The 16,710-nt window shown below is 61.6% G+C and carries 14 protein-coding genes; 8 read left to right on the top strand and 6 right to left on the bottom strand.

The genetic code is table 11. The annotated features are described in order from the left end of the window. Nucleotides 1–35 precede the first annotated feature (35 nt). From U1A53_RS10120 to U1A53_RS10110, 3 genes are all read right to left on the bottom strand, one after another. Nucleotides 36–482, bottom strand: coding sequence for a very short patch repair endonuclease (locus tag U1A53_RS10120; protein ID WP_322280569.1), 447 nt, complete (start codon nucleotides 480–482; stop codon nucleotides 36–38). Between the two features lie 41 nt (nucleotides 483–523). Then, on the bottom strand, nucleotides 524–2,128 hold the full coding sequence (locus U1A53_RS10115; RefSeq protein WP_322280568.1) for an FHA domain-containing protein: 1,605 nt from the start codon (nucleotides 2,126–2,128) through the stop codon (nucleotides 524–526). Between the two features lie 122 nt (nucleotides 2,129–2,250). Beyond that, on the bottom strand, nucleotides 2,251–4,806 hold the full coding sequence (locus U1A53_RS10110; RefSeq protein WP_322280566.1) for an FHA domain-containing protein: 2,556 nt from the start codon (nucleotides 4,804–4,806) through the stop codon (nucleotides 2,251–2,253). A gap of 163 nt (nucleotides 4,807–4,969) precedes the next feature. Between U1A53_RS10110 and U1A53_RS10105 the strand changes: the two genes are divergently transcribed. Genes U1A53_RS10105 through U1A53_RS10090 form a run of 4 tightly spaced genes read left to right on the top strand, consistent with a single transcriptional unit; the run spans nucleotide 4,970 to nucleotide 7,499 of the window. Next, nucleotides 4,970–5,581, top strand: coding sequence for a hypothetical protein (locus tag U1A53_RS10105; protein ID WP_322280564.1), 612 nt, complete (start codon nucleotides 4,970–4,972; stop codon nucleotides 5,579–5,581). A 59-nt stretch (nucleotides 5,582–5,640) separates the two neighbouring features. Beyond that, nucleotides 5,641–7,050 carry a DEAD/DEAH box helicase gene (locus U1A53_RS10100; protein ID WP_322280562.1) on the top strand — a complete coding sequence of 470 codons (1,410 nt, stop codon included), beginning with the start codon at nucleotides 5,641–5,643 and terminating at the stop codon, nucleotides 7,048–7,050. A gap of 48 nt (nucleotides 7,051–7,098) precedes the next feature. Beyond that, nucleotides 7,099–7,317 carry a type II toxin-antitoxin system HicB family antitoxin gene (locus tag U1A53_RS10095; RefSeq protein ID WP_322280560.1) on the top strand — a complete coding sequence of 73 codons (219 nt, stop codon included), beginning with the start codon at nucleotides 7,099–7,101 and terminating at the stop codon, nucleotides 7,315–7,317. Continuing rightward, complete coding sequence (locus tag U1A53_RS10090; protein WP_322280559.1) at nucleotides 7,314–7,499, top strand: type II toxin-antitoxin system HicA family toxin; 186 nt, start codon at nucleotides 7,314–7,316, stop codon at nucleotides 7,497–7,499. Before U1A53_RS10095 ends, U1A53_RS10090 begins: the two co-directional genes overlap by 4 nt. A 6-nt stretch (nucleotides 7,500–7,505) precedes the next feature. Here U1A53_RS10090 and U1A53_RS10085 read toward each other — a convergent pair whose 3' ends face one another. From U1A53_RS10085 to U1A53_RS10075, 3 genes are all read right to left on the bottom strand, one after another. Next, the gene (locus tag U1A53_RS10085) at nucleotides 7,506–8,444 is read right to left on the bottom strand and encodes an alpha/beta hydrolase (RefSeq protein ID WP_322280558.1); all 939 of its coding nucleotides are present in this window, start codon (nucleotides 8,442–8,444) and stop codon (nucleotides 7,506–7,508) included. Nucleotides 8,445–8,514: 70 nt separating this feature from the next. Beyond that, nucleotides 8,515–9,402 carry a DUF2971 domain-containing protein gene (locus U1A53_RS10080; protein WP_322280557.1) on the bottom strand — a complete coding sequence of 296 codons (888 nt, stop codon included), beginning with the start codon at nucleotides 9,400–9,402 and terminating at the stop codon, nucleotides 8,515–8,517. A gap of 54 nt (nucleotides 9,403–9,456) precedes the next feature. Continuing rightward, nucleotides 9,457–10,725 carry a hypothetical protein gene (locus U1A53_RS10075; RefSeq protein ID WP_322280555.1) on the bottom strand — a complete coding sequence of 423 codons (1,269 nt, stop codon included), beginning with the start codon at nucleotides 10,723–10,725 and terminating at the stop codon, nucleotides 9,457–9,459. A 190-nt stretch (nucleotides 10,726–10,915) separates the two neighbouring features. Here U1A53_RS10075 and U1A53_RS10070 point away from each other — a divergent pair, with 190 nt between their 5' ends. From U1A53_RS10070 to U1A53_RS10055, 4 genes are all read left to right on the top strand, one after another. Continuing rightward, nucleotides 10,916–11,839, top strand: a complete 924-nt coding sequence (locus U1A53_RS10070) for a ThuA domain-containing protein (protein ID WP_322280554.1) — start codon at nucleotides 10,916–10,918, stop codon at nucleotides 11,837–11,839. Between the two features lie 6 nt (nucleotides 11,840–11,845). Continuing rightward, nucleotides 11,846–13,117 carry an MFS transporter gene (locus tag U1A53_RS10065; RefSeq protein WP_322280553.1) on the top strand — a complete coding sequence of 424 codons (1,272 nt, stop codon included), beginning with the start codon at nucleotides 11,846–11,848 and terminating at the stop codon, nucleotides 13,115–13,117. 230 nt (nucleotides 13,118–13,347) lie between these two features. Then, on the top strand, nucleotides 13,348–14,658 hold the full coding sequence (xylA, locus tag U1A53_RS10060; protein WP_322280551.1) for a xylose isomerase: 1,311 nt from the start codon (nucleotides 13,348–13,350) through the stop codon (nucleotides 14,656–14,658). 200 nt (nucleotides 14,659–14,858) lie between these two features. Beyond that, on the top strand, nucleotides 14,859–16,709 hold the full coding sequence (locus tag U1A53_RS10055; RefSeq protein WP_322280550.1) for a hypothetical protein: 1,851 nt from the start codon (nucleotides 14,859–14,861) through the stop codon (nucleotides 16,707–16,709). Nucleotide 16,710 lies beyond the last annotated feature (1 nt).

Raw genomic sequence — 16,710 nt, 5'->3', positions numbered from 1 at the left:
AACGAGTGGCTGACAAGATGGTTCGCAGCCTTAGCTCACTGTTTGCCCAAGACCCGGCGCAGCCGCGCCAGCGTGCTCGCCTGCCGTTTCTTCGTCAGCGCACATTCCCAGAGACGCAGCACCGTCCAGCCGGCCTTGCGTAGTTCGCGGGTCACGAGGAGATCGCGCTTTTGATTCCGTTCGATCTTGGCGTCCCAGAACTTCCGGTTCTGCTTCGGACGCGTCGCATGCCTTGGGCAGGCGTGCCAGAAACAGCCATCGACAAACACTGCCACCCGTTCGCGCCGAAACACAAAATCCGGCCGCACCTTGAACCTCTTGATCTTTGAGGCCTTGACCGACAACGAAAGCTGCCGCCTCCACCCTGTGATCCCCGCCTCCCGCATCCATTTCACCAGCCGCAGCTCCGTCGCCGCGTTGCCATGTGAGCGGATGCAGCTCATCACCTCGCTGCGCTTGGCTTTGGTGAAGACATCCGGCATGGGGCGGAAGGCAGTCTGCGGATTCGTGCGGCCAAGGGCGGTCAGCTCTTCTTGGACTTTGATTTGGGCGGGGCGGACTTGGTGGCGACCGGCTTCGATGCTGGCGGCGTGCTGCCGGTGCCCGGACTGCGAACACGCTCGGACTTCATCGGGATGGGGGCGAGGCGGACGGACTCAACCTGGACGATGCGGGGTGCGGAGATGAACGCGGCGATCTGTTCAGTTTCCAGTCCACCACCAAGGGCGCGTGCTTCGAGCGTGCCCGTCTGCAAATCACGCAGAGGGGCGATCTTTGCCTGGAGTTCAGCGAGTTCACGCCGGGCAGTTTCGATCTGGCGGGTGAGATCCGCGTGCTGGGCGGCTTGTTCCGGTTCCGGAGCAGACTTGGGCGCGTCTCCTTTGGCAGTCTTCCGCGCGGCGATTTGAGGTCCTCCTCCCTGGTCGGCGTTGGTCTGCACGTCCCGATAGCGCTGCTCAACGGCGGCAAGACGTTGTCTGGCATCAGCAAGTTGCTGCTTCGTGTCAGCGAGTTCCTGGCACTGCTGCTCGATTTCAGCACGCCGCGTCTTGGTTTCCTCGAGTCTCCGGTTTTCAGCGGCGAGTTCGGTGCTGCGGGCAGCGAGATCTTTTTCACGAGCGGCCAGGTCGGCCTGCGCACGGAGCAGCGAGCCTTCGGCGGCAGCGTTGCCCTGCTCCAAGGTCATGAGAAGGGATTCGAGATCTTTGACGGCGGCCTCGGCGCGCTGCTGCTTGGCGCCAAGCGCGGTACTGGCGGTGGCAAGCGTGGCGTGCTTGGCCTCCTCCTCCTGAATGCGTGTCTCATGCTCGATGATCTGCTGGCGCAGAGAGTTCAGCACCGCCTCGTCCTGCTCGCACTCATCACGCACCTGCTTGAGGTGGTCACGCGCCTGATCCCTTTGCACGGTGAGATCTTCGATCTCCTGCTGGGCGGCGGCGGCTTCGGCGGCAAGTTGCCGGAGCAATGTCGTTTTTTCCTGATGCTGGTCTGCCAGAAGCTGCGTGGCAGCAGATTGTTTCTCATGCTGGCTGGAAAGCGTCTGGATGGCCTCGATCCATTCGTGGTGGGCGGATTCGGCCTGCTGCACGGCGGTCCTCAGCGGAGAAAGCTGTTCTTCCTCGGCGCGGAGTGATTCGATGCGGGCGAGGTGCAGGGCGCGTTCCTTTTCAGCACGTTTCTCCCAGTCGCGCAGTTCATTTTCAATGGCATCCACCTCGGCTTTCAGGCGTTCTTTCTCCGCTTCCAGTTGAGCGATTGTTTCCGCGTCTGCAGCGTCGGGCGATGGAGTTGCAGGCGTGCTCTCTGGTGGTGCGGAAACCTGCGTCGTGGATGTGTCCAGATCCTCCAGATCAAGCCGCGCGGTCAGCGGACCGAAGGCGAGATTGTCGCCATGAAGGAGAGTACAGCTCAGCTTGCGCTCCCCGTTGACGAAGGTGCCGGCGCCGGACTTCAAATCGAAGACCTGGATGCTGCCATCCGCGTTCTGCAGCAGCTCGGCATGCTGCATCGAGATGCGTTCGTCGTCCACCACGACGTCATTGTCCTCGGCACGACCAATGGTGATGCGTTCCGTGAGGGGAACCACCACTTCCTGTCCGTCTTCGAGAACAAAGGTGAGTTTTGCCATGGGGGAGTTTTTACCGCTGGTAACCGCGCCAGCAATGACGATTACGAGCGTGGAATCAATCAGGCTTTTGTTTCGTTCGTGAAATGATGCAGGGAACGGTCGTGGCGGCGTGCTGTGGAGCATCACTCCTTCGTCTTCTTCATCACGCGGTCGAGGGCGGCTTCGTAGTTTTTAAGTTCGGTCTGGGCGAGGTCCGCCTGCTGTCGCAGGCTGCTGCGCTGGCGCTCGGCTTCGGTGATGTCGGCGCGCATTTCGGCGAGCTTTCGCTCCATGTCGGCGAGTCTTTCACGCCGCTTTTCCTCCTCGGCCTGGGAGGCTTCCATATTGCGCAGCAACGCGTGGTGGCGCTCCTCTTCCTGGCGAATTTTGCTTTCAAGGTGCCGGCTTTGCTCGCGCATCATGGCATCGGCGGCGGGGCTGGGGCGCGGGTGCGTTTCATGACGGGTGCGTTCGAGGCGCAGTTGCTCGAGACGGGACTCCTCGCGCTGCACGCTTTCGCGCAGGTGAGTGAGGCGCGACCGAAGCGTCGTTTCCTGCGCAGTGCCGGGAAGCAGTACACTGCCGGTGGCCGTACGAGGCCTGTCGGTTTTCACCGGGACGGCAGGGCGTGCGTTGGAGCGGGACGCTTCGGGCACACCGGCGCGCGCCTGGGTGCGTGCGGTGGTGATAAGGTCGAGGAGTCCGGACTTTTCTTTTTCGATCTCGTGCCAAAGCTCTCGCGCCTCGGGAGAATCCTGCGGCAGGGTGGCGAGGCGCGCATAAAGCTGATCCATGGCCTCCTTCCACTCGCGCAACGGAGTGAGCTTGGAGACGAGATCCGCCAGATCGCTGCGGGAGGCCTCGATGTTGGAGGTGAGCTGCTGTTCCTGCGTGGCGTGCTCCTTTTCCGCCTCGGCGGCGAGCTGGCGAACCTCCTCAAAACGCGCGCGTTCGCTGCGTTCGGACGCGGCGAGTTTGGAGAGTTCGGCGCGCAGGTCTTTCTCACGTGCGTGCAAGACTTCGATGCGGCCCTTCGCCGCACCTTCCTCGCCTTCAAGACCTTTGATGGAGGATTTCAAGCAGACGATCTGCGACTCGGAGGCCTTGATGGCGGCCCGCACCTCCGCGAGCTGTTTCTCGGCGGCCGCAAGCTGTTGCCTCACTCCGGCGAGTTTTTGCTCAGTGCCGGCGAGATCCTGGCATTGCTGCTCGATTTCAGCCCGACGCGTCTTCGTTTCATCCAGGTGTTGCGTTTCGGCGGCAAGCTCGGCGCTGCGGGTGGCGAGATCCTTTTCGCATGCGGCGAGTTCGCCCTGAATGCGATGCAGGGACTCCTCCGTGTGTTGCCGGGTGGCGAGGGCCTCGCCAGTGGCGGCGGAAGCCTGCCGGTGGTCTTCCTGCAACGCGGCGATGCGAAACTCGAGATCCTTGAGCAAGGCCTCGGAGCGCTGCTGCTCTTGAACGAGCGCAGCAATGGCGGCGGTGAGCGCGGCCTGGGTTGCCTCAGATTCACGGCAGCGGGCAAGGGCCTGCACGAGCCGCTCCTCCGTGCCGCTGAGTTCCTTGATGTGCGCTTCGGTCTGGGCGCGGCGCTGGGAAAGCTGATCGAGCTTTTTTTCCGCCCCCTTCACCTGGTCCACGCGAGCTTCGGCGAGTTCTCTGCTTTCCTGGCAGCGTTCTTCAAGTTCGGCGAGCTGCCCGCGCAAACCGTCGAGGATGGTCTCGTCACGCGCACACTCGGTGCGGACCTGCTGGAGATGGGCGAGCGTCTGATCTCTGTGCGTGGCGAGAGTTTCGAGCTCACGTCTTGCGGTGGCCTCGTCATCAGCGAGAAGCTGCAAATCAGCGGCTTTCTGGTCATGCTGGACCGCAAGGCGTTGCAAGGTGGCAATTCTCTCATCGTGCTGGACGGAAAGGGCCTTGATGGCCTTGAGCCACTCGTCATGCGCCGCTTCGGCCTGCTCCACCGCGGCCTTCATGGGGACAAGGCGTTCTTCGGCAGAACGCAGGGTCTCCACGCGGCTGTTGTGCATGTTGCGTTCTTTTTCGGCACGCTGCTGCCAGTCGCCAAACTCCTTCTGCGCTGCGGCAATCTCGGTCTGAAGCCGCGCTTTGGTCTCCTCCAGCACGCCTCGCTCCTCTTCGGAGCGTTCCTGCCAGTCCCGCAGTTCCTTCTGCACGGCGTCCACCTCGGCCTGCAGCCGCGTTTTCGTCTCCTCCAGCATGTCGGCGGCTTCCTGCTGCTCGGCCTGCCGCCGTGCCAGGATCTCTTCTGCGGGAAGGGCGGTTGCCCGGTCCGCAGCGAGGTCTTTGCCAGCACCCTTGCCTTTTTTGCGTGCTCCGATTTTGCCACCTTTCACCAGTTTGCCGGGCGCGGGCGGCGACTTGGCACCATTGCCGTTGGCGGCGTGCTCTTCGAGATCGAGGACGGCGGTCAGCGGCCCGAAGGCCAGCCGGTCACCATGGGTGATAGTGTGGCTGCGCACGCGCTCGCCATTGACGAAAGTGCCGGCGGTGGAGTTCGAATCAAAGACCTGAATGCTGCCGTCCGCGTTGAGCACCACTTCGGCATGGCGCTTCGAGATGCGGTCGTCATCGACGACCACATCATTGTCTTCCGCCCGACCAAGGGTGACACGCTCCGCGAGGGGAACCACGATTTCCTGGCCATCTTCGAGTACAAAGGTGAGTTTTGCCATGTGCGCGTTTAAGGATCCTGGCTGCGGGAGTCGGGCATCAAACTCGATTTCCCGCGCCGAATCAATCACACATTTGCTGCGAAGCTGTCATCTCGCGAGATGACGAAATGATCTGCCTAGGGCTTGTGCTCAAATCAGAAGCAGGCAGGATGGCCGCATTCCCATGCATTCCGAAGCCGAAGCCCGCCTCTCCAAACGCTGCCCCGTCATGCGCCGCCTGATCAAGGCGCACGGTCCGTGCGCACTTGCGCCGCAAAAACGCTCGCCCTACGAAGCGCTGGTCAGCGCCGTGGTGCACCAGCAGCTTCATGCGAATGCTGCGGAGGCGATCCTGCGCCGCTTCAAGGCGCTGTTCCCGAAAACGCGCTTCCCCAAGCCGGAACAGGTGATCGACACGGACGACACCACGCTTCGCGGCTGCGGATTCTCCATGGGCAAACTGCTCGCCATCCGTGACATCGCGGCGAAGACACTCGGCGGCCAGATTCCCACGCGTGCGGTCGCCACGAAGCTCAGTGACGAGGAACTGATCGCCCGCCTCGTTGAAGTGCGCGGTGTGGGCCGCTGGACGGTGGAGATGCTGCTCATCTTCACCCTCGGCAGGCCGGACGTGTTTCCCAGCGACGACTTCGGCGTTCGCAACGGCTGGCGCATCGCCAAGAAGCTCGATGAGATGCCCAAGCCGAAAGACTTCCGCCTGCTGGCCGAGCGCTGGCAGCCGCACCGCACACTGGCCGCGTGGTATCTGTGGCGGGCGGCGGATGCGGGGAAGTAGCCGCAATGGGACCACTTAAACGCCTCGCTTCTTGCCTCACGCACGCGTATGGGCGTGCAATGCCCTTTAAAGCCCTCGGTCTCGATCCCCACATTCTCCAAGCCATTCAAGAAGCCGGTTACACGGAACCCACGCCGATCCAGTCGGCGGCCATTCCGGTGGTCATCGCGGGCGGGGACGTGATCGGCATCGCGCAGACCGGCACGGGCAAGACCGCAGCCTTCACGCTACCGATCCTCACGCGCCTGACGGCGCATCCAGTGCCGCAGGGTCAGCGCCGCCGCACTCGTGTGCTCGTGCTCGCGCCCACACGCGAACTCGTGGCGCAGATCGAGGAAAACGTGCTGGCCTACGCGCGGCACCTGCCGCTGAAGATTGCGAAGGTTTATGGCGGCGTCGGCGAAAAGCCGCAGAAGGACGCCCTGCGCGCCGGCAGCGACATCGTTGTCGCCTGCCCTGGCCGTTTGCTCGATTTGATGGGGCAGGGCTGCGCGGATTTTTCGCAGCTCGAATATCTCGTGCTCGATGAAGCTGACCGCATGCTCGACATGGGCTTCCTGCCCGACATCCGCCGCATCCTCCAGCAACTGCCGAAGAAGCGCCAGACGCTGATGTTCTCCGCCACACTGTCGAAGGAAATCGAAAGCCTCACGCATGAGTTCCAGCGCGCGCCGAAGATCGTGCAGATCGGCAAACGCGCCAATCCGGCCGAAACGGTGACGCAGCTCGTCTATGAAGTGCATAAGCACCTCAAAATGCCGCTGCTCTCGCATCTGCTTGAGGATGACAAACTGCAGATGGTGCTCGTCTTCAGCCGCACGAAGCACGGTGCGGACAAGATCGCCAAAAAGCTCGAACAAACCGGCGTGAAGTGCGCCACGCTGCATGCCAATCGTTCGCAAAACCAGCGCCTGCGTGCGTTGGACGACTTCAAAACCGGCAAGGTGCGTGTTTTGGTCGCCACCGACATCGCCGCACGCGGCATCGACGTGGACGGCATCTCGCACGTCGTGAATTTCGATTTCCCGCACATCGTCGAGGATTACGTCCATCGCATTGGCCGCACCGGCCGTGCGCACGCGATTGGCGACGCGATCAGCTTTGTTTCCCCGGATGAACAGGACGACGTGCGCAAACTGGAGCGCTTCATCAACCGCGGCCTCGTGCGCAAGAAGGCCGAAGGCTTCAACTACAACGCCGCCCCGCAGCCAATGAGCGATGACCGGCCCGAACGCCGCAATCAGCGCTCCTTCCAGCCTCGCCAACAACAAGGACGGGGTGGTCAGGGTGGCGGCCGTGGTGGTCAAGGCGGCCAGGGTGGCGAGCGTCGCGATTCGCGTGGCCCCTCCGCACGTCCGAATGATTCACGCCGTCCTTCTTCCAATCCACCGCCGTCCAGGCCGCAAAGCGTGGTGCAGACCCAGGCGGCCGAGCGCGGCTTGTGGAAGCGGCTGACGGGCAGGGCTTGATGCGGAAAGATGGCTGCAAGGCGGACGATGTATGGTAAACTCCCCCGCATGAAACTCACCGCCGTCTTCAAACAAGTCCCCGAAGGCTATATCGCCTGGGTCGAGGAGCTGCCCGGAGCCAACACGCAGGGTGCCACGCTCGATGAAGCACGCGCCAATCTGCCCGAAGCGGTCGAGATGGTGCTGGAAGCGAACCGCCTGCTCGCTGAGGAGGCATTGGCGGGCGAAATCGTGAGTCGTGAACCGTTTGCCTTCGCGCTGGCATGAAGCTGCGTGACTTGATCACGCATTTGAACCGCCACGGCGCGGAGTTCATGCGCGAAGGCGGCAACCACTCTGTCTATGTGCATCGCGGCAATCGCAAATCGACCTCCGTGCCACGGCATCGTGAGATCAACGACTTCCTGTGCCGCAAGATCTGCAAGGATCTGGACATTCCGCCGCCGTAGCTTCGCCTACTTCCGCAAGCTCGGCTCCTTGAGCTTCTCGATCAGATACTGCCGCACGTCGGCATGCTTCACGTCGGTTGCGCCCGGATAAACCAGTTCATGCTCAATGCCGAGGCTCTTGAGCTTCTCCGCCAGTCCCACGCCGAAGTTTGCCGAGTGCACCGGGTTTTTCTCCGGCTTCCCAAACGCAGGCGGCGTGTCGTAGAACAGATAAACTGGCGGATCATCCGCGCTGACGAGCGCATACGGCGAATACTCCGCGATCCATGGCGTGATGGTGTCCCGCTTCGCGAGGAACTCATCGAACGGCGTCAGTTTCTTTGCCACATCACCTCGAAAGCCGAACGCATGTGGCCCATAGGTGTTGTTGGGCGTCCACTCGATCATCTGCCGTGGGTCGAGCGATGTCTGCGCACGCGTGACCGCCGCGCACCACAACCGTGTGGATTCGCGCGCGACCGGATCGTCGCTCTGCGGATCGGCCATGTCGGGATGAAACGCGAGCCAGAGCGCGCTGCACGCCCCCGCCGAACTGCCACTCGCGCCGATGCGTTCCTTGTCGATGTTCCACTCGGCGGCCTTCGTGCGCACGAACTGCAACGCCCGCGCCGCGTCATGCAGCGGTCCCTTCACCGGCGGCACCACCTTGTCCGCCTCCGCCTGCGGGAGCAGCCGATAGTTGATCGACACGACCGAAATGCCGGCGGGCAGATACTGCCCCGCATTGTTGAAGCCCGCCTTGTCCCCGTTCAACCACCCGCCGCCATGAATGAAAAACACCAGCGGCGTCGGTTGGCCCGACTTGGCCTGGTAGAAATCCAACTTCTGCGATTCGTGCGGGCCGTAGGCGACATTCGCGAGCGTCGGCTTCGGTGCTTCGGCGGCGAGTGGGTATCCGCAGCACAGGCCGAGCGACGCAAGGGTGATCGTAACGACGGTTTTCATCTGCATGTTTGGTATTTGGAAATCGGAATGCCAACCATCATCCGAGCGGATTCGGGCCGCTTGCTCTCCTCTAACTTTTTACGCGTGTAAGTTTTCGCCCGCCTTCGATTGATGCCTGCCAAAGCTCGGCATGTGGGTAACACTCATGAACGAGTTTGGTCAGAGCGGCTCGGTGATCACCCGAAGTACATGCACCAAAAGTGACTCCAACTAGTTCTGTCGGAAGAAAACCATAGTCAGAATGATCTCCAATTTCGCATTGTAGCTTCCATGAAGCGACTCTCCACTCTTTCTCGGCTTCCCAGTCCGTGGTTTTGGTGTGTGTGCATTCTTCGATGATTCTAGCCACAGCAAAATCGATGTTGTAGAGCATCAGCCCAGCAAGCCCCTCGGGGGTGTTCACGTGCAATGGATCGTCCGTATATTTCACGGGTCTCGCCATGAGCCAAACGCTGTCGAGTTGATCTATACAAGCGAACTCAAGACACGCGCCTTTATGACCATCAGAATATCGGTCCCACATAGATGAGGAGTCCCAACGCTCAGAGAAACAGAGAATTCTTTGTTCGCCATACATCAGCCTCCACTGCTCCCGCATGTTGTTAAAAGCTTGGCTTCCTGTTCCTGCCTCAAGCAACCCAACTTGATTTAAGAGCCCACTTTTCTCAGCATCGGATGCCATGGAGAAGGCTGCCAGCAACGCTTTTGTCATTGCTGTGTGGTGTTCTGGGAAAGGCAGATCGGGGTTTGCGATCAAGGATTCGATCTTACTGAGGATTGCACTGTGGAGCCGACCGGAGTCAATTCCATCAAACAGTTCCTTGGGAACGTCGAACGGATCATTAAAAAGTGCTGGCATGCTCCATCGGAGCTTTCTAGTCGAAAGAATAATCTTCGCCGTGTCCGCAGACACATATTTGAAGAATGACTTGTGATCGTGAAGGCGGTTGCTGTTCATTCTCTGTGCAGATGGCCACCATTAAAAAGGCGGGATCTCTGCATTCTACAACCTCTACTTCCCAATAAACCACCCCTTCGCGAGCGGACTCGTGGCGAAGAACTCCAGCAGCAGCTTCGCCACTTTTTCGCGACCGCTATTGCTGGGATGCACGCCGTCGCCGGAGAAGTCGTCTTTGACATACTTCAAATCATCGAGCTTGCGGCCTTTCTCGCCCTCGGCCCAGAGGTAGGGGCCCCAGAGCAGCAGGGGTGATTTGGCGGAGGTGAGCGCTTCATCCCCGCTGATCTGCTTCTGAATGAGATGGCGCACGGCGAAGGCGCCTTCATAGGCATACGGCTCGGGATTGAGGCCGCCGGTGGCGTTGCCGGCCCAGATGCGGCTGCCGAGGTAGGCGATGCGAAGGTTGGGGAAACGCTTTTTCGCATTCTGCAGCACGATGGTGGTGTCGGCTTCGAGTTTGGCGAGGTGCTCGGTCTTGGAACCGCTGGGGCCGACGTTTGCCAGCTTCACCCAGGCCACCTGCACCTGCTGCGGCGTGACTTCGGCGTTTTGAATGCGCTTCATCGCCTCCTGCCACGGCCGCGCCTCCTCCGGCACCCACTGCGCCATGGCCTGGCCGCCTTGCGCGCAATCGACAATGGTGAGCTTGCCCGATTTGCGTGCGTCCTCGTCGGCGATGCGCTTGAAGAACGAGAACTCCTGCGTGGCGTTCGACATGCTGATGGAAACGAGCACGATCTTGCCGCTGTCGGACGGCTTGCCCTCGGCATCGAGCGGTTTGATCTGTGCTAGCGCATCGGCGGCGGCTTTCTGGAGCGCTTCCGGCGGTTCGTTGCTGCCCTTGCCATAGAGGCCGCCGTCTTCGCCCTCATAATTGTCGTCGGCAGTCATGTCGCTGAGCGGCTTGAGCGATTCCGCTGCCTTGCGCTGGTTCCCGGTGCCACCACCGCCTCCACCACGATTGCCGCCGCGTTTGCGGGCTTCCAAGGCTTTGTCGAGATACTTCTGGTCTTCCTCGTTGAGCTTCTCGCCACGTTGCGAACGCTGGAAAAGCTGCTGCGCCTTCGGCCAGTCGATGCCATCGGCTCCGGGGCTGGCGGGCTGGCCCTGGGAACCAGGCCCCTGACCTTTGGCGAGCGCCGCACGCGCTTTGTCGAGGTAGGTCTTTTCGTCCGGCGTGAGCGTTTCACCGGCACCGTCGCGCTGGTGGAGTTGTTTGGCCTTGTCCCAGTCGATGGGGACGTCGGTGGTCTGGCCGAACAACGAAAGCGCGCCGAGGAACAGCGCGGCGAAGGCGGGGAGGCGGGCTGGAATCTTCATGGTGAGGCGTTGAAACACCGCCGCGCTGGTTTGGATGCGCCGCAGGTTTGAACCGATGAAACAAGTGACCCTCTGGAAGCTCACATGAAATATCGTTCATCCATGATCCAACGGACTCCGACTGACCTGCAAGAGCGCCATGCGGCTTTTCGTCTTGTGTTGCGCTCTCCAACCCGTCACGCTGAAAATCATGTCCCGCTTCCTCTCCCTGCTTCTCCCGCTGCTCGCCGCGTCCTCTCTTCATGCCGAACTCACCGCAGAGCAACAGCAGGTGCCGTTGGAGCAATCGCCCACAGACGCCAAGGCCGCGAAGATCGTGCTCATTGCCGGCACGCCGAGCAACAAACCCGGACAGCATGAATACTTCGCCGGTTGTGCGCTCTTGATGGAATGGCTGAAGGCCGTGCCCGGTGTCGCACCCGTGATGGTGGCCGAAGGCTGGCCGAAAAACGAAGCGGTGCTCGATGGCGCGCGCAGCGTGCTGCTGTTCATGGACGGCGGCGACAAGCACTCCTTCCTCGAACCCGCCCGCTGGGCGAAGATGCAATCTCTCGCGAAGGCAGGAACGGGCTTCGTCCTTTTGCATCAAGGTGTCGATTGCAAGCCGGACCGTGCCGCCGACTTCAAGGCCATGTTTGGTGCCGCGTTTCAGAGCGACATCGGCTGCCGTGGCCATTGGGATGTCGATTTCACCAGCATCCCCACGCATCCCATCAACAGCGGCGTGAAGCCCTTCCCGCTGCTCAAAGACGGCTGGCTCTACAATCTCCACTTCGCTGAAAAAGGCGTCACACATCTGCTGCAATGCGCAATGCCCGACAGCAGCCGCAAAAACGATGCCGCCAAAGCCAATGCAGGCCGTGCCGAGACTGTGGCATGGAGTTACGACCGCCCCGATGGTGGCCGCAGTTTCGGCTTCACCGGCTGCGACCTTCACGCGAACTGGGCCGAGGGCAATCAACGCCGCCTGCTGCTCAACGGCATCCTCTGGAGCGCCAAACTCGACGTGCCTTCGAGCGGTGTTTCATCCGAAACCACGCCGGAACAGATCGCGAAGAACTGGGATCGCAAAATCTTCACGCCGAAGGCGAAGCAGGCTGCTGCAACGAAGTAGTCTCCCATGTCCACCGCCAACAGCACCCGCCGCGTTGTCATCGCGAGTTTCATCGGCACCACCATCGAGTGGTATGATTTTTTCCTCTACGGCACGGCCTCGGCGCTGGTGTTTAACAAGCTGTTCTTCCCGAACTTCGACCCGCTCGCCGGCACGATGGCGGCCTTTGCGACATACGCGGTCGGATTCTTCGCGCGGCCGGTCGGTGGCATCGTGTTCGGGCATTTTGGCGACAAGATCGGCCGTAAATCCATGCTGGTGACGACGCTCATGCTCATGGGCGTGGCGACGGTATTGATCGGCCTGCTGCCGACATACTCGCAGATCGGTGTCTGGGCCCCCATCCTGCTCGTGCTTCTGCGTTTTGTTCAAGGCTTCGGTGTCGGCGGCGAGTGGGGCGGTGCGGTGCTGATGGCCGTGGAGCACGGAGCTCAAGGTCGCCGCGGCTTTTATGCGAGCTGGGTGCAGGCCGGTGTGCCGGTGGGACTGCTGCTGGCCAATGCGGTCTTCATGCTCGCCTCGTCGATGGATGAAAAAGCCTTTCTCTCCTGGGGCTGGCGCGTGCCATTTTTGCTCGGCGTGCTGTTGCTCGGTGTCGGCATGTTCATTCGTTTGAAGATCATTGAGAGCCCGGTCTTCACGCAGGCCAAAACCGAAGATGCAGGCCCGAAGGTGCCGATCCTGGCCGTGCTGCGCGATCATCCGCGCAACGTGCTGCTCGCCATGGGCGCACGCTTCGCCGAGAACGCCTTCTTCTATATCTTCACCGTGCTCGTGCTCAGCTACGGCTCGCAGCAGCTCGGCATGCCGAAGGTCACGCTGCTCAACGCCGTGCTCATCGGCTCCGCCGTGCAGTTGGTCGTCATCCCGTGCTTCGGGGCGCTGTCAGATCGCGTCGGACGGCGGCCGGTTTATCTTGGCGGCGCGTTCTTTCTGCTGCTGTTCACGTTTCCGTTCTTCTGGATGATCGAATCACGCCAAACCGTGCTCGTTGTGCTGGCCGTCGTCATCGGCCTCATCGGCCACGCGGCGATGTATGGCCCGCAGGCGGCGTTCTTCTCGGAGCTGTTCGGCACACGGGTGCGTTACAGCGGTGCTTCGCTCGGTTATCAGCTTGCCTCACCTCTCGCCGGCGGCCTCGCCCCGCTCATCGCCACTGCCTTGCTGGATCAAAGCGGCGGCAAACCATGGCCCGTGGCGCTGTATCTTATTTTCATGGCGGTGATCACGTTGGTGGCCGTCTGGCTGGCGGAGGAGACGAACAAGAAGGCGCTGTGAGGACATTCGGATCCACCGCAGAGAGGCGGAGGAGCAGAGGACGCAGAGATTAAATCGATAAAACTCTGCGCTCTCTGCGCTCTCTGCCTCTTTGCCCCTCTGCGGCAAACCCGAATCACCCATCGCCTGCCTTCGCCTCCCCGCGTCCATTTCGGCCCAAAAACTGTCCGCCCGCGTCCTGACGAACCAGTTGCACGCCGCCCTGTTCCGCCTCCCTTGCACGCCCTACCATGAACGAAGCCTTCCCAGACATTCAGAAAATCCAGTTCGAAGGACCGAAGAGCCGCAACCCGCTCGCCTTCAAGCACTACAACGCCGACGAAATCGTGGGCGGCAAAAAGATGCGCGACCACCTGCGCTTCGGCGTCGCCTACTGGCATGCCATGCGCAATTCGCTCTCAGATCCCTTCGGTGGCGGCACCGCCCAGCGTCCGTGGGATGACGGCAGCAACTCCGTCGCCAACGCGCAGCGCCGCGTGTGGGCCTGCTTCGAGTTCATGGACAAGCTCGGCGTCGATTACTACTGCTTCCATGATCGCGATGTCGCGCCTGAACTCGGCTCGCTCGCCGAAAGCAACGCCGCCTTCGATGCCGTCGCTGACGAACTCGAAAAAGCGCAGAAGCAGACCGGCAAGAAGCTCCTCTGGGGCACTGCTTGTCTCTTCTCACATGCGCGTTACTGCCAGGGTGCCTCCACCAGTCCGAACGCCGGCGTCTTCGCCTATGCCGCCGCGCAGGTGAAGAAGGCCATGGACGTCACGCATCGCCTCGGTGGTGAAGGCTACACCTTCTGGGGTGGCCGCGAAGGCTACGCCACGCTGTGGAACACCGACATGAAGCGCGAGATCGACCACCTCGCCCGCCTGCTGCACATGGCCGTCGATTACAAGCAGAAGATCGGCTTCAAAGGCCAGTTCTACATCGAGCCGAAGCCGCGTGAACCCTCCACGCACCAGTACGACTCCGACGCAGCCGCCTGCTTGAACTTCCTGCGCGAGCACAACCTGCTCGACCACTTCAAGCTCAACCTCGAAACCAATCACGCCACCCTTGCCGGCCACAGCATGCGTCATGAGATGCAGGTCGCCATCGCCGCGAACGCTCTCGGCTCCGTCGATGCGAACACCGGCGACACGCTCATCGGCTGGGACACCGACCAGTTCCCGACCAACATCTATCTCACCACCGAGATCATGCTCGAAGTCCTCCGCATGGGAGGCCTCACCACCGGCGGTCTCAATTTCGACGCCAAGTGCCGTCGCGAGTCCTTCGAACCCGTCGATCTCTTCCACGCCCACATCGGCGGCATGGACGCCTTCGCCCGCGGCCTCAAGGTCGCCCACGCGATGATCGAGGACGGTCGCATCAACACCTTCATCAAGCAGCGCTACGCCACCTTCGACACCGGCATCGGTGCGAAGATCGAGAAGGGCGAAGTCGGTTTCGCCGAACTCGAAGCCCACGTCCTCGCCAATGGCGAGCCTTTGCTCGGCAGCGGCCGTCAGGAGATGATGGAGAATCTCGTGAACGAGTACCTCTGAGCCACCGCACGCCCGACAACGGGGAAACCCGGCTGCTTGGGTTGAATTCAAATCGCGATTTGCGGGGCGTCCGTTGCCGGACGCCCCGTATTTTTTTGAGGCTGGCAAGACATTGAGGCCGAACGATTCAGGAGATGCCTGCGGCAAGGTGCGAAAAATTGAACTCGACTGATGCCGGCACTTTTGGTGTTAATCCCGGCATGAACACGCAATTCCTGGAAAGAGCGATGCTGATCACCGGTGGCTTCGAAGGTTCTGATCCTTGGGCCAACATCACGGGCAACTTCGATGGCGAGGGCCTCACCTGCGGGCAGTTGGGCAAGACCATCAAGGCGGGCGATCAGCAGGCCGTGGTCAAAAACTACATCAAGGCCCATGGCACCGCCGAACTGCTGGCGCTGATGCCCAAGAAAGGCGGCGAGTACGTCAAGGTCATCAACGCCAGCATTGCCAACGGCATGGCCATCGTGGTGAAGTGGAGCGACAAGCACGGGCGTGTTCTCGAGCCTTACAAGAGCGAGCTCGCCGCGTTTTGGAAGAGCGCCAAAATGGTGGTGAAACAGCGCGAACATGCGGAGGCCCATGAAGGCGCGCTCACGGACACCTGGGTGAAGGATTGGAAGGGCAACGGCAGCTTCCAGGAGTTTGCGTTGTTCTTCGATGTCGCCGCACAGAACGGCAGCCTCAAAGGCGTGACGGCCGCGGTGGTCGATGCCTACATTGGCACCAGTCCCGCCGCCGCCGTCGCCAAGGCGCTGCTGTGGGTTGACTCCTGCCCCAAAAAGACCAGCGGTTATGCGGATGCGAAAAAGAACGTGCCTCTCTGGCGGGGAATTCTCGCCTCGGCGGAGCTGCAGATCATCCGTCTGTTCATCTTCGCGATTCTGCGGGCGCAGAAGGCCCTTCCCGCCTGGCAATGGGATGTCGCGAACCGCAAAGGCACGCTCGCCGTGGGAGAAGGCTGGGTGCATGGCAGCAAATGGTCTTTCCTCGACAAGTTTGATCTCGTCGCTCCGCCCGCCATTCCGGTGATCGAGGAAGTACCTGCCGCCAAACCCGTCGCTCCGCCGGTGGGCGCCGCGCCAGCCGGTGCGGGAGCGCTGTTTCGCATCGCGGCAAATTCGGGTCTCTGGCTGCGTTCATCGCCTGACTCAGCGGGCAACAAGAACAAGATCGCCGCTTACGCGCAGGGCACGCTGGTACGTTTTGTTCGTGAGTCTGCCAAGAAGGATTGGTGGGAGGTGTCGGTGGATGAAGGTGGCAAGACGCGGACGGGTTTCATGGCCGCCGGTTTGCTCAGTCCCGTCGCCTCCGTCGTGGCGCCGAATCCCGCGCCAGTTTCTCCAGCCGCGCCTCCTCCACCGCCACCAGCCACCGCCGCAGGCGTGGTCGAAGTGCATTTCCCGAACCCGAACAACCGGCCGGTGAAACGCGCCGAGACCTCGGGCCGCATCTGGAAGCTCAACGAACCCGGCGCACCTCTGCGCAGCGGCAACACCCCGGCCAAACGTGCCGCCGAACTCGCGGCCGTCATCGCCTGGCTCAATCCCGAAAAATCCGTGCGTCATCTGCCGGACAGCAAGAACACCTACTGCAACATCTACGCCTACGACTACGCCTGCCTCGCGCAGTGCTACATCCCGCGTGTGTGGTGGACGCAGAAGGGCATCCATGAACTCACGCTCGGCCACACCGTCGTCATCAAGTATGAGGACACCGTCGATGAACTCACCGCCAACATGCTCTACCAGTGGTTCCGCGACTGGGGCGGCCAGTTCGGCTGGACTGCCGCGCATGATCTCGACGAGCTGCAGAGCAGCGCGAACACCGGCGGCGTCTCCATCATCGTCGCCAAGAACAGCCAGGGGCACGGCCACATCACCGCCGTCGTGCCCGAAATCCCCGGCAAGCAGGCCAAACGGGACGCCGCAGGCCACGTCGTGGTCCCGCTCGAGAGCCAGGCCGGCAGCACCAACCACAACTACGTCACCAAAGCCTCAGCATGGTGGAAGTCCCCCAAATACACCACGGGCTTCTGGGTGCATGCGTGAG

Source organism: Prosthecobacter sp. (assembly GCF_034366625.1).
GTDB lineage: Bacteria > Verrucomicrobiota > Verrucomicrobiia > Verrucomicrobiales > Verrucomicrobiaceae > Prosthecobacter.
This window is presented reverse-complemented; position numbering and strand designations above follow the sequence as displayed.